Origin of the sequence: Pseudomonas sp. FP603, from assembly GCF_030687415.1 — a bacterium.
GTDB lineage: Bacteria > Pseudomonadota > Gammaproteobacteria > Pseudomonadales > Pseudomonadaceae > Aquipseudomonas > Aquipseudomonas wuhanensis.
The window spans coordinates 1,243,095-1,255,863 of record NZ_CP117431.1; the positions used below are offsets into that span (position 1 = coordinate 1,243,095).

Sequence of the window (12,769 nt, forward strand, 5' to 3'; positions counted from 1 at the left end):
CTTATGCAGTTTTTTGCCAATTTAGAGCAATAAAGCTGACCAAATGGGTAGCTAGAGGCGGATATTTCCCCGTCTCTGTGCTAGTTTTGCCCGGTCTTACGCGAAGTCACTGCGTTAAGCGTGCATTCAGCATTTGTCAGGTCGAACCAAACCCTGATTTCGGTATCTATAACCCCGACTCGTCGTGGTTATGGCCGAGGGTGCCAGATCCAGAAGATCGGGCTCGATGGCTGACACTGCACTCTGCAATCCATATGAATTTGATAGGGAAGGAACATTACATGGCTCTTACTAAAGACCAACTGATCGCCGACATCGCTGAAGCTATCGACGCGCCAAAAACCACCGCGCGTAACGCTCTGGACCAACTGGGCCAAATCGTTGCTGATCAGCTGGAAAACGGCGGCGAAATCACCCTGCCAGGTATCGGCAAGCTGAAAGTGACTGAGCGTCCTGCCCGTACCGGCCGCAACCCTTCGACTGGCGCTGCCATCGAAATCGCTGCCAAGAAAGTTATCAAGCTGGTTGTGGCCAAAGGCCTGACCGACGCTGTTAACAAGTAAGACTTGTTAAAAAAAACCGTGCTCCGGAGCAATCCGGGCACGGTTTTTTTGTGTCTGCGATTTAGCGATTGACCTGCAAAACCGCTGAACCAATGTGGGAGCGAGCAAGCCCACTCCCACCGTTGATCTGCGCCGGTCAGTTACTCAGCTTTTACGCGCCCAGCGTTCGCGCCAGACCTGCTGTTCGGATTTGGTCTGGAAGGTCCAGGCGACGAAGCGACTTTGCTTCTGGCCCTGGGACATTTCCACGACCTGGCTTTCCAATACGCCGGCCTTTTTCAGCGCCGTCTGGATCGCCGGCAGGTTTGAGGCTTTCGAGACCAGGGTGCTGAACCAAAGCACCTTGTGTTGAAAGTGCGCGCTTTCGGCGATCAGTTGCGTCACAAACCGTGCTTCGCCACCTTCACACCACAGTTCGGCGGACTGGCCGCCAAAGTTCAGCACCGGCAGTTTGCGTTTCGGGTCGGCGCGGCCCAAGGCGCGCCACTTACGCTCGCTGCCCTTGGTGGCCTCATCCATCGAGGCGTGGAACGGCGGGTTGCACATGGTCAGGTCAAAGCGTTCGCCGGGTTCGAGCAGGCCCAGCAGAATGTGCTTGGGATTGCTTTGCTGGCGCAGCTGGATGGCCTTGTTCAGCCCGTTGGACTGCACGATGGCTTTAGCGGCAGCCACGGCCGTCGGGTCGATTTCCGAGCCGAGGAAGTGCCAGCGGTAGTCGCTGTAGCCGATCAACGGATAGACGCAGTTGGCGCCCATGCCGATATCGAGCACCTTGACCGGCGCACCACGAGGGATCTCGCCGTCGTTGACGCTGGCCAGCAGGTCGGCCAGGAAGTGCACGTAGTCGGCACGGCCCGGAACTGGCGGGCACAGGTAATCGGCCGGGATGTCCCAATGGGCGATGCCGTAGAACGACTTGAGCAGCGCCCGGTTGAACACCCGAACCGCGTCCGGGCTGGCGAAGTCGATGCTTTCCTTGCCATACGGGTTGATGATCACGAACTGCGCCAGTTCCGGCGTTGTTTTGATCAGCGCCGGGAAGTCATAACGACCCTGGTGGCGATTGCGCGGATGCAGGCTTGCTTTCTCGCGGGGTTCCACGGCTTTGGCCGGGGTAGCGGAGTCAGGCTTCTTGCGCGCAGGTCTTGGTGTGCGGGGGGCGTTCATGGGCGTTGTCGATTCGGGTATGGCTAAAAGTGGCGGGTATTGTCCCACATCCAGGCGTTGTGAATGCAATTGTGAAGATCAGCACGAATCCCTGTGGGAGCGGGCTTGCCCGCGATGGCGATCTGTCAGTCACATCAATGTTGAATATGAGGGCCTCATCGCGGGCAAGCCCGCTCCCACAGGGTGTTGTGGTGTTTGTGGGCAAGTGGCGGGCATAAAAAAGGGAGGCCGTTGCGGGCCTCCCTTTTTCATTGCGATTTACCGTTACAGGCTGGCAATCCGCGCATGCTGCTCGGCCAGCTTGCCCAAAGCCTGTTCAGCTTCAGCCAGTTTGGCGCGTTCCTTCTCGATGACTTCGGCCGGGGCCTTGTCGACGAAACCGGCGTTGGACAGCTTGCCGCCGACCCGCTGAACTTCACCCTGCAGACGCAGGATTTCCTTGTCCAGGCGAGCCAGTTCGGCGTCCTTGTCGATCAGGCCGGCCATCGGTACCAGCACTTCCATCTCGCCAACCAGAGCGGTGGCGGACAGCGGTGCTTCTTCGCCAGCCTTCAGAACGGTGATCGATTCCAGACGCGCCAGCTTCTTCAGCAGCGCTTCGTTCTCGGTCAGGCGGCGCTGGTCTTCAGCGCTGACGTTCTTCAGGTAGATCGGCAGTGGCTTGCCCGGACCGATGTTCATTTCGCCACGGATGTTACGCGTGCCGAGCATCAGGCCCTTGAGCCATTCGATATCGTCTTCGGCGCCCTGATCGATGCGTGCTTCGTTGGCCACTGGCCAAGGTTGCAGCATGATCGTCTTGCCTTCGATACCGGCCAGCGGCGCGACGCGCTGCCAGATTTCTTCGGTGATGAACGGCATGAACGGGTGGGCCAGACGCAACGCGACTTCCAGCACTCGAACCAGCGTGCGACGGGTGCCGCGCTGACGTTCAACCGGTGCATTTTCGTCCCACAGCACAGGCTTGGACAGTTCCAGGTACCAGTCGCAATACTGGTTCCAGATGAACTCGTACAAGGCTTGTGCCGCCAGGTCGAAACGGAACTGGTCGAGCTGACGAGTCACTTCGGCTTCAGTGCGTTGCAGCTGCGAAATGATCCAGCGATCCGCCAAGGACAGCTCGTAGGCTTCGCCGTTCTGACCGCAGTCTTCGCCTTTGTCCAGCACGTAGCGCGCAGCGTTCCAGATCTTGTTGCAGAAGTTGCGATAGCCTTCGACGCGGCCCATGTCGAACTTGATGTCACGACCGGTCGACGCCAGCGAGCAGAACGTGAAGCGCAGGGCATCGGTGCCGTAGCTGGCGATGCCGTCGGCGAACTCGTCGCGGGTCTGCTTCTCGATCTTCTTCGCCAGTTTTGGCTGCATCATGCCGGAGGTGCGTTTCTGCACCAGCTCTTCCAGCTCGATGCCGTCGATGATGTCCAGCGGGTCCAGGACGTTGCCCTTGGACTTGGACATTTTCTGACCCTGGCCATCACGCACCAGACCGTGCACGTAAACGGTCTTGAACGGAACCTGCGGCGTGCCGTCTTCGTTTTTCACCAAGTGCATGGTGAGCATGATCATCCGGGCAACCCAGAAGAAAATGATGTCGAAACCGGTCACCAGCACATCGGTGGAGTGGAATTTCTTCAGGAACTCGGTCTGCTCCGGCCAGCCGAGTGTGGAGAAAGTCCACAGGCCCGAACTGAACCAGGTGTCGAGAACGTCGTTGTCCTGTTGCAGCGCAACGTCCGGGCCGAGGTTGTTCTTGGCACGCACTTCGGCTTCGTCGCGACCGACATAGACCTTGCCCGACTCGTCGTACCAGGCCGGAATCCGGTGGCCCCACCACAGCTGACGGCTGATGCACCAATCCTGGATGTCGCGCATCCACGAGAAGTACATGTTTTCGTATTGCTTGGGCACGAACTGAATGCGGCCGTCTTCAACCGCAGCGATGGCAGGCTCGGCCAATGGCTTGGTGGACACGTACCACTGGTCGGTCAGCCACGGCTCGATGATGGTGCCGGAGCGGTCGCCTTTCGGTACTTTCAGGGCGTGATCGTCGACGCTGACCAGCAGGCCGGCCGCTTCGAACGCCGCCACGATTTCCTTGCGGGCCTGGAAGCGGTCGAGGCCGGCGTACTCGGCCGGGATCTTGCCGTCGATGCTTTCGTTCAGCGTGCCGTCAAGGTTGAACACCTGGGCCGCAGGCAGAACATTGGCGTTTTTGTCGAAGATGTTCAGCAGTGGCAGGTTGTGGCGCTTGCCGACTTCGTAGTCGTTGAAATCGTGGGCCGGGGTGATTTTCACGCAACCGGTGCCGAATTCTGGATCGCAGTAATCGTCGGCGATGATCGGGATGCGGCGGCCAACCAGCGGCAGCTCGACAAATTTGCCGATCAGGGCTTTGTAGCGTTCATCGTTCGGGTTAACGGCCACGGCGGCATCGCCGAGCATGGTTTCCGGACGCGTGGTCGCGACGATCAGGTAATCCTTGCCTTCAGCGGTTTTGGCGCCGTCGGCCAGCGGGTACTTCAGGTTCCACAGGAAGCCTTTTTCGTCGTGGTTTTCCACTTCGAGGTCGGAGATCGCCGTGTGCAGCTTGGTGTCCCAGTTGACCAGACGCTTGCCGCGGTAGATCAGACCGTCTTCGTGCAGGCGCACGAACGCTTCTTTCACCGCTTCCGAGAGGCCGTCGTCCATGGTGAAGCGCTCACGGCTCCAGTCCACGGACGAGCCGAGGCGGCGGATCTGGCGGCTGATGTTGCCACCGGACTGATCCTTCCACTCCCAGACTTTCTCGAGGAATTTTTCGCGGCCCAGATCATGGCGATTCTGGCCCTGGGCTTCGAGTTGACGCTCCACCAGCATTTGCGTGGCGATACCGGCGTGGTCGGTGCCCGGCTGCCACAGGGTGTTGCGACCCTGCATGCGGCGGAAACGGATCAGGGCGTCCATGATCGCGTTGTTGAAGCCGTGACCCATGTGCAGGCTGCCGGTGACGTTCGGCGGCGGGATCATGATGGTGTAGGACTCGCCCGCGCCTTGCGGGGCGAAGTAATTCTCAGACTCCCAGGTGTTGTACCAGGAAGTTTCAATGGCGTGCGGCTGGTAGGTCTTATCCATGCGCGGCGGGACCCTATTGGCATTTATTCAGGAAAAGCCGGCAAGTATAGCGGGGCGTGGGGCGTAGGGCGAGCAGGTGCGGACAGGGCGCTTGATCAATTACAACGCAGATCAAATGTGGGAGCGAGCCTGCTCGCGATGCAGGCGCCGCGGTCTATCAGGAAACCGAGGTGATGCTATCGCGAGCAGGCTCGCTCCCACAGGGGGTTGGTGTTTATTCGTACTGGCTCAACAACCGTTCCATCCGCGCATCCAGACGGCGTTTGATTTCGGTTTCGATGTGCGGGGCGAAGTCGTCGATCACGTCTTGCATGATCAATAGCGCGGCGGCGCGCAGTTCGCTGTCCAGGTGCAGCAGGGCGTCGGGGCCTTTGCTGGCGGCAGGCGACGGTTGCGCGGCTGGGGCGGGTGGCGGTGGCGGTGGCGTTTCGACCGGCTGAGGCGCATTGCCGACCGTGTCGAACAGCATGGGGATCTGTTCCTGATCACCTTCGATGACCGTGTCGGTCAGCAAGGGCGGTTGCAGGTTGTCATCGCCGAGCAACTGGCGGATCGACTCGAGGTCATCCAGCAGATGCGCGGAATTTTGCTGCGGTTTTGGAGTGTCCATCGGAATGCTCAGAGTCGCTGTAAACGGTGATCTTGCAGAGGATAGCCCTGTTCGCGGTAGAAACGGAAACTCTCACGCGCAGCCGAACGAATCGTCGGATCTTCCACCACCACTTCCGCCACGCGGGCGAACTGTTTGGCAAATACCGGGACTTTCAGGTCGAGATTGACCAGCAGGTCCTGATGCTGACCGCAGTCATCGCCAAGACCCAGGACAATCAAACCCTCCGGCTCGCTTTCGGCGGGACCGTGGGGCACGAAGCTTTCGCCCTTGAAGGCCCACAAACGCGCATCGAGGTCATCACGCTGGGCGGCATCGCTGCAGTGCAGGTAAATGCGATGGCCCATGCGCCAGGCTTTTTCGGTGAGCTTGCAGGCGAAATCCAGCCGTGCCGAAGGGTCGGCGCTGGGCAGGATATAGAAGTCGACTTTGGTCATTGCGGTTCCTGAGCCCCGGGCGGCGCCACTGGGAAGTGGCGCCGCCCGGGGTCATCGGTTTCAGGCTTTGGCGCGGTCCAGCAGGTATTGGGTCAGCAGGGGAACCGGACGGCCAGTGGCGCCCTTGTCCTTGCCGCCGCTGGTCCAGGCCGTGCCGGCGATGTCCAGGTGCGCCCAGTTCAGGTTCTTGGTGAAGCGCGACAGGAAGCAGGCAGCGGTGATGGTGCCGGCTTTCGGGCCGCCAATGTTGGCGATGTCGGCAAACGGGCTATCCAGTTGCTCTTGATATTCATCGAACAGCGGCAGTTGCCAGGCGCGGTCGTCGGCGGATTTGCCGGCGCTCAGCAGTTGGCCGATCAGCTCGTCGTTGTTGCCCAGCAGGCCCGAGGTGTGAGAACCCAGTGCGACGACACAAGCGCCGGTCAGGGTGGCGATGTCGATCACCGCTTGCGGCTTGAAGCGTTCGGAGTAGGTCAGGGCATCGCACAGCACCAGACGGCCTTCGGCGTCGGTGTTGAGGATTTCCACGGTCTGGCCGCTCATGGTGGTAACGATGTCGCCCGGACGCGAAGCGTTGCCGCTCGGCATGTTCTCGGCACAGGCCAGGATGCACACCAGGTTGATCGGCAGTTTCAGCTCAAGCACGGCACGCAAGGTACCGAACACGCTGGCGGCGCCGCCCATGTCGTACTTCATTTCATCCATGCCGGCGCCCGGCTTGAGGCTGATGCCGCCGGTGTCGAAGGTGATGCCTTTGCCGACCAGTGCGTACGGCTTCTCGGATTTCTTGCCGCCGTTGTATTGCATGACGATCAGGCGCGGTGGCTGGGCGCTGCCCTGGCCGACGGCGTAGAACGAGCCCATGCCCAGGTCCTTGATCTTCTTCTCATCGAGGACTTCGACTTTCAGGCTCTTGAATTCTTTGCCCAGGTTTTTGGCTTGCTCGCCCAGGAACGTCGGGTGGCAGATGTTTGGCGGCAGGTTGCCCAGGTTACGGGTGAAGGCCATGCCATTGGCGATCGCGGTGGCGTGGGTCACGGCGCGTTCGACTTCAGCCTGTGCGGCCTTGATGGTCACCAGGGTGACTTTCTTCAGGGCAAGCGGGTCGGCTTTCTGGCTCTTGAACTGGTCGAAGGTGTACTCGCCATCTACCAGGGTTTCGGCCAGCAGGCGGGTCTTGCCATAGCTGTCGCGGCCTTTGACCACGACTTCATCCAGTGCCAGCACTGCATCGCTGCCGCCCAGGCCTTTAAGGTTATTGAGGATACCGGCGATGATTTTGCGGAACGGGCGATCACCCAGCTCTTCATCCTTGCCCACGCCCACCAGCAACACGCGCTCGGCCTTGAGGTTAGGCAGGCTGTGCAGCAACAGGCTCTGGCCGACTTTGCCGGCCAGGTCGCCGCGCTTGAGCACGGCACTGATGGTGCCACCGCTCAGCTCGTCGAGTTGTTTGGCAACGGCGCCGAGTTTGCGGCCTTCGCCGACGGCGACCACCAGCGTGGCGGTCTTCAACGTTTCCGGGCTAACGCTTTTTACAACCAGTTCCATGTCTGGGTCCCTGAATTAATGGTCAAAGTGCGCGATGCGCAGAGGCATGCTTATAAGTAGAAAGACGCAGGTAGCAGTGCCCGTGACAAAGGCCGCAGTTTGAACCTCGCTACCGGCGCCTGACAACCCTCGGTCGTGCGAACTTCAGTGGTTCAGGTGTCTGCTTGAGCGTGCGCAGTGACAGGCGCACCCAATCACAGGATAATGCGCCATCTTTTTCGGCGGCTCTGCCCTGCGGGCCGACCGATACGTTTGTTTGTTTGGCCGCTTAGCCTGACAACCCTGGAGTGTCTGGTTTGATTGTCTTCCGTTATCTATCCCGCGAAGTCCTGTTGACCTTGAGCGCCGTCAGCGCCGTGCTGCTGGTCATCATCATGAGCGGACGCTTCATCAAATACCTCGCCCAAGCGGCCTCTGGCGCCCTGGATCCGGGCTCGCTGTTCCTGATCATGGGCTTTCGTCTGCCAGGTTTCCTGCAGTTGATCCTGCCTTTGGGGCTGTTTCTCGGGATCCTGCTGGCCTACGGTCGTCTGTACCTCGACAGCGAAATGACCGTGTTGTCGGCCACCGGCATGAGCCAGCAGCGGCTTTTTCGCATCACCCTGTTTCCGGCCACGCTGGTTGCGCTGGTGGTGGCATGGCTGAGCCTGAGCCTGGCGCCACAAGGTGCCAACCAGTTCCAGTTGCTGCTGAACAAACAGGACGCACTGACTGAATTCGATACCCTTGAGCCCGGCCGCTTCCAGGCCCTGCGCGACGGTACTCGGGTGACCTACACCGAGCAATTGTCGGATGACCGCATCAATCTGGGCGGCGTGTTCATTTCGCAAAAAAATGTAAACTCCGACAAAAAGGATCGAGGGATTTCCGTCCTGGTGGCCGAGAAGGGTCGTCAGGAAATTCGGCCCGACGGCAACCGTTACCTGATTCTCGACAACGGCTACCGCTACGACGGTAATCCGGGTCAAGCCGACTACCGCGCCATCAAATACGACGAGTACGGCGTATTGCTGCCCAAACCGGACGTCAGCGACGAAGTCACTGACCGTGACGCGATGACCACCCGCTCCTTGCTGGGCAATGATGACATCCGTTCGCGTACCGAACTGCAATGGCGTCTGTCTCTGCCGTTGCTGGTCTTCATCGTGACCCTGATGGCGGTGCCGCTGTCGCGGGTCAACCCGCGCCAGGGCCGTTTCCTCAAGCTGCTGCCGGCGATTCTTCTTTATATGGCTTACCTGACCATCCTGATTGCCGCTCGCGGCGCCCTCGAAAAGGGCAAGATCCCGTCGGCATTGGGCTTGTGGTGGGTGCATGCGATCTTCCTGGCCATCGGCCTGGGCTTGCTGTACTGGGAGCCGTTGCGCTTGAAGATGGCGAGTCGCCGCAGTGCGCTGGAGGTGGCCCGTGGATAAGCTCGATCGCTACATTGGTAGCAGCGTGTTCATGGCGATCCTGGCGGTATTGGGGATCATTCTGGGTCTGGCAACGCTGTTTGCCTTCATCGATGAGATGGGCGACGTCAGCGATACCTACACGCTGGCGGATGTCCTGAGCTATGTGCTGCTGACTGCGCCGCGCCGTCTGTACGACATGTTGCCGATGGCGGCGCTGATCGGTTGCCTGATCGGCCTCGGCAGCCTGGCCAGCCACAGTGAGCTGACCATCATGCGCGCTGCGGGCGTGTCGCTCGGGCGGATCGTCTGGGCTGTCATGAAGCCGATGCTGCTTTTGATGGCGGTGGGGCTGGTGATCGGTGAATACGTCGCGCCGGCCACGGAAGTTACCGCTCAGGCCAACCGCTCGCTGGCCCAGGGCAGTGGCGATGCGCAAAGCGCCAAACACGGTCTGTGGCACCGTCAGGGTGACGAGTTCATTCACGTCAACTCCGTGCAACCCAATGGTCTGCTGTACGGCGTGACCCGTTATCGCTTCGACGACCAACGCCACATGCTGTCTTCGAGTTTCGCCAAACGCGCGGAGTTCGACACGGATCACTGGCAACTGAGCGACGTCACGACCACGTTGTTCCATGAAAAGAACACCGAAGTAGTGACGACTCCGGTGGAGCGTTGGGAAGTAGCCCTGAGCCCGCAATTGCTGAGCACTGTGGTGATGGCGCCTGAATCACTGTCAATCACCGGTCTGTGGAGTTACATCCACTACCTGGCTGACCAGGGCCTGAGCAACGGTCGTTACTGGCTGGCGTTTTGGGTCAAGGTGTTGCAGCCGCTGGTGACCGCTGCATTGGTGCTGATGGCGATTTCCTTCATCTTCGGCCCGCTGCGTTCGGTGACCCTTGGTCAGCGGGTCTTTACCGGTGTGCTGGTGGGGTTCACCTTCCGCATCGTCCAGGATTTGCTCGGGCCTTCGAGCCTGGTATTCGGTTTCTCGCCGCTGTTTGCGGTGCTGGTACCGGCCGGTGTCTGTGCCCTGGCCGGGGTCTGGTTGTTGCGCCGGGCCGGTTGATCGCGGGTTTTCCCCGATGTGGCTTGTCACTCAAAACGCCCCTGTCGCAAGACCGGGGCGTTTTTGTAAGCGCCGTCTGACCTGCGAACGTGACGCTTGCGCCGTGGATCAGGTACAATTCCCGGCTATTTTTCGGCGGGCTATGCCTGCAGCCTTTTTGAGTGTTGATCCGTGAGTGATTTGAGTCATATCCGCAATTTCTCCATCATCGCCCACATTGACCATGGCAAGTCGACGCTGGCCGATCGCTTCATCCAGATGTGCGGCGGCCTTGCCGAGCGCGAAATGGAAGCCCAGGTGCTGGACTCCATGGACCTGGAACGTGAACGCGGGATCACCATCAAGGCCCACAGCGTCACCCTTTATTACACCGCCCGCGATGGCATCAAGTACCAGCTGAACTTCATTGATACCCCCGGCCACGTTGACTTCACCTATGAAGTCAGCCGTTCGTTGGCGGCCTGTGAAGGTGCGTTGCTGGTGGTCGATGCCGGTCAGGGCGTTGAAGCGCAGTCGGTTGCCAACTGCTACACGGCGATCGAGCAGGGCCTGGAAGTCATGCCAGTCCTGAACAAGATCGACCTGCCACAGGCCGATCCAGAGCGCGTCAAAGAAGAAATCGAGAAAATCATCGGCATCGACGCCACCGACGCGGTGGAGTGCTCTGCCAAGACCGGTCTGGGCGTCGACGAAGTGCTCGAGCGCCTCGTCACCACCATTCCTGCGCCGACCGGCAACATCGAAGATCCGCTGCAAGCGTTGATCATCGACTCTTGGTTCGACAACTACCTGGGCGTTGTTTCCCTGGTACGCGTGCGTCACGGTCGTGTGAAGAAGGGCGACAAGATCCTCGTCAAATCCACCGGCAAGATCCACCTGGTGGACAGCGTCGGTGTCTTCAACCCGAAACACACCGCCACCGTTGACCTGAAGGCCGGCGAAGTGGGTTTCATCATTGCCGGCATCAAGGACATTCACGGTGCACCGGTCGGTGACACCCTGACCTTGAGCTCCACGCCAGACGTTGACGTGCTGCCAGGCTTCAAGCGTATTCAGCCGCAGGTTTACGCCGGTCTGTTCCCGGTCAGCTCCGACGACTTCGAAGATTTCCGTGAAGCCCTGCAAAAGCTCACGCTCAACGACTCGTCCCTGCAGTACACCCCGGAAAGCTCCGACGCGCTGGGCTTCGGCTTCCGTTGCGGGTTCCTCGGCATGCTGCACATGGAAATCATCCAGGAGCGCCTGGAGCGCGAGTACGACCTGGACCTGATTACCACCGCGCCAACGGTAATTTTCGAGCTGCTGCTGAAAACCGGCGAAACGATTTACGTCGATAACCCGTCGAAGCTCCCGGACCTGTCGTCGATCGAAGACATGCGTGAACCGATCGTGCGGGCCAATATCCTTGTGCCGCAAGAGCACCTGGGTAACGTCATTACCCTGTGTATCGAAAAGCGTGGCGTGCAGCACGACATGCTGTTCCTGGGTAGCCAGGTACAAGTGACCTACGATTTGCCGATGAACGAAGTGGTCCTCGACTTCTTCGACCGTCTGAAATCCACCAGCCGTGGCTATGCTTCGCTGGATTACCATTTCGACCGTTATCAATCAGCTAATCTGGTGAAACTGGACGTGCTGATCAACGGCGACAAGGTCGATGCTCTGGCGCTGATCGTGCACCGTGACAACTCGCACTACAAAGGTCGCCAGTTGACCGAGAAGATGAAAGACCTGATTCCGCGGCAGATGTTCGACGTGGCAATCCAGGCCGCCATTGGTGGTCAGATTGTGGCGCGTACAACCGTCAAGGCACTCAGAAAGAACGTATTGGCCAAATGCTACGGTGGTGACGTCAGCCGTAAGAAAAAGCTGCTGGAAAAGCAAAAGGCCGGTAAAAAACGCATGAAGCAGGTCGGCAACGTGGAAATTCCACAAGAAGCCTTCCTTGCCGTGCTCAGGTTGGATAGTTAGGTCCTATGTCACTAAATTTCCCGCTGTTGCTGGTCATCGCCGTGTTCGTCTGCGGCCTGTTGGCGTTGCTCGATCTGCTGTTCCTGGCGCCACGGCGCCGGGCTGCCATTAACTCTTACCAGGGTAGCGTCAGCCAGGCTGACATGGTGGTGGTCGAGAAACTGAACAAAGAGCCGCTGCTGGTCGAATACGGCAAATCGTTCTTCCCGGTGTTGTTCATCGTGCTGGTGCTGCGTTCGTTCCTGGTGGAACCGTTCCAGATTCCTTCCGGCTCGATGAAACCGACCCTGGACGTCGGCGACTTCATTCTGGTGAACAAATTTTCTTACGGGATCCGCCTGCCGGTGATCGACAAGAAAATCATCGAAGTCGGTGATCCGCAGCGCGGCGATGTGATGGTGTTCCGCTACCCGAGCGACCCGAACGTCAACTACATCAAGCGTGTAGTGGGGCTGCCGGGCGACCAGATTCGTTACACCGCCGACAAGCGCCTGTTCGTCAACGGCGAGTCGATTGCCGAACAACTGGTTGGCTCCGAGCCGGGCACGTTGGGCAGTGCCGAGCTCTACAAGGAAAAACTCGGCATCGCCGAGCACCTGATCCGCAAGGAAATGAGCCGCTACCGCGCAGCACCGGATCGTTCGTGGACCGTGCCTGCCGGGCACTACTTCATGATGGGCGACAACCGCGACAACTCGAACGACAGTCGCTACTGGGATGACCCGAGCATTCCCAAGAATCTGCTGGGCATGGTTCCCGACAAGAATATCGTCGGCAAGGCCTTCGCAGTCTGGATGAGCTGGCCGGAACCCAAACTCAGTCACCTGCCGAATTTCTCGCGGGTTGGCCTGATCAAGTAATCACACACGGCGCTGTTGAACACAGCGCCG

10 protein-coding genes are annotated in these 12,769 nt (G+C 59.6%); 5 read left to right on the forward strand and 5 right to left on the reverse strand.

Going from position 1 to position 12,769, the window contains the following annotated elements; all coding sequences use genetic code 11:
• Positions 1-281: 281 nt before the first annotated feature.
• Complete coding sequence (locus PSH65_RS05835; protein WP_007905514.1) at positions 282-563, forward strand: HU family DNA-binding protein; 282 nt, start codon at positions 282-284, stop codon at positions 561-563.
• A gap of 144 nt (positions 564-707) precedes the next feature.
• On the opposite strand, the gene rlmF is transcribed toward PSH65_RS05835, so the two are convergent.
• The 5 genes from rlmF to PSH65_RS05860 form a co-directional block, all read right to left on the reverse strand.
• Entirely contained in the window at positions 708-1,730 is a 1,023-nt protein-coding gene (gene rlmF / locus PSH65_RS05840; protein ID WP_064676012.1) for a 23S rRNA (adenine(1618)-N(6))-methyltransferase RlmF, read from the reverse strand.
• 264 nt (positions 1,731-1,994) lie between these two features.
• Positions 1,995-4,841, reverse strand: a complete 2,847-nt coding sequence (locus tag PSH65_RS05845) for a valine--tRNA ligase (RefSeq protein WP_305425311.1) — start codon at positions 4,839-4,841, stop codon at positions 1,995-1,997.
• A 214-nt stretch (positions 4,842-5,055) separates the two neighbouring features.
• On the reverse strand, positions 5,056-5,451 hold the full coding sequence (locus tag PSH65_RS05850) for a DNA polymerase III subunit chi (protein ID WP_305425312.1): 396 nt from the start codon (positions 5,449-5,451) through the stop codon (positions 5,056-5,058).
• A gap of 8 nt (positions 5,452-5,459) precedes the next feature.
• Complete coding sequence (locus tag PSH65_RS05855) at positions 5,460-5,888, reverse strand: DNA polymerase III subunit chi (RefSeq protein ID WP_008072051.1); 429 nt, start codon at positions 5,886-5,888, stop codon at positions 5,460-5,462.
• A gap of 60 nt (positions 5,889-5,948) precedes the next feature.
• Positions 5,949-7,439, reverse strand: a complete 1,491-nt coding sequence (locus PSH65_RS05860) for a leucyl aminopeptidase (protein ID WP_305425313.1) — start codon at positions 7,437-7,439, stop codon at positions 5,949-5,951.
• 296 nt (positions 7,440-7,735) lie between these two features.
• Between PSH65_RS05860 and lptF the strand changes: the two genes are divergently transcribed.
• The 4 genes from lptF to lepB all read left to right on the forward strand — a co-directional run bounded on the left by lptF (position 7,736) and on the right by lepB (position 12,739).
• A complete protein-coding gene (lptF, locus tag PSH65_RS05865) occupies positions 7,736-8,854 on the forward strand; it encodes an LPS export ABC transporter permease LptF (RefSeq protein WP_305425314.1) in 1,119 nt (372 codons plus the stop codon).
• Positions 8,847-9,908 carry an LPS export ABC transporter permease LptG gene (lptG, locus tag PSH65_RS05870; RefSeq protein ID WP_038981672.1) on the forward strand — a complete coding sequence of 354 codons (1,062 nt, stop codon included), beginning with the start codon at positions 8,847-8,849 and terminating at the stop codon, positions 9,906-9,908. The genes lptF and lptG overlap by 8 nt, the downstream gene beginning before the upstream one ends.
• Before the next feature lie 171 nt (positions 9,909-10,079).
• Complete coding sequence (gene lepA / locus PSH65_RS05875) at positions 10,080-11,879, forward strand: translation elongation factor 4 (RefSeq protein ID WP_030129799.1); 1,800 nt, start codon at positions 10,080-10,082, stop codon at positions 11,877-11,879.
• 5 nt (positions 11,880-11,884) lie between these two features.
• Positions 11,885-12,739: a signal peptidase I gene (gene lepB, locus PSH65_RS05880; RefSeq protein WP_305425316.1), complete on the forward strand. Its 855-nt coding sequence runs from the start codon at positions 11,885-11,887 to the stop codon at positions 12,737-12,739.
• Positions 12,740-12,769 lie beyond the last annotated feature (30 nt).

What these genes read in the sequence shown, in the direction of transcription:
- PSH65_RS05835 (WP_007905514.1), top strand. Translation starts at nt 282, where the DNA reads ATGGCTCTTACTAAAGACCAACTGATCGCCGACATCGCTGAAGCTATC.
- rlmF (WP_064676012.1), bottom strand. Translation starts at nt 1,730, where the DNA reads ATGAACGCCCCCCGCACACCAAGACCTGCGCGCAAGAAGCCTGACTCC.
- PSH65_RS05845 (WP_305425311.1), bottom strand. Translation starts at nt 4,841, where the DNA reads ATGGATAAGACCTACCAGCCGCACGCCATTGAAACTTCCTGGTACAAC.
- PSH65_RS05850 (WP_305425312.1), bottom strand. Translation starts at nt 5,451, where the DNA reads ATGGACACTCCAAAACCGCAGCAAAATTCCGCGCATCTGCTGGATGAC.
- PSH65_RS05855 (WP_008072051.1), bottom strand. Translation starts at nt 5,888, where the DNA reads ATGACCAAAGTCGACTTCTATATCCTGCCCAGCGCCGACCCTTCGGCA.
- PSH65_RS05860 (WP_305425313.1), bottom strand. Translation starts at nt 7,439, where the DNA reads ATGGAACTGGTTGTAAAAAGCGTTAGCCCGGAAACGTTGAAGACCGCC.
- lepB (WP_305425316.1), top strand. Translation starts at nt 11,885, where the DNA reads ATGTCACTAAATTTCCCGCTGTTGCTGGTCATCGCCGTGTTCGTCTGC.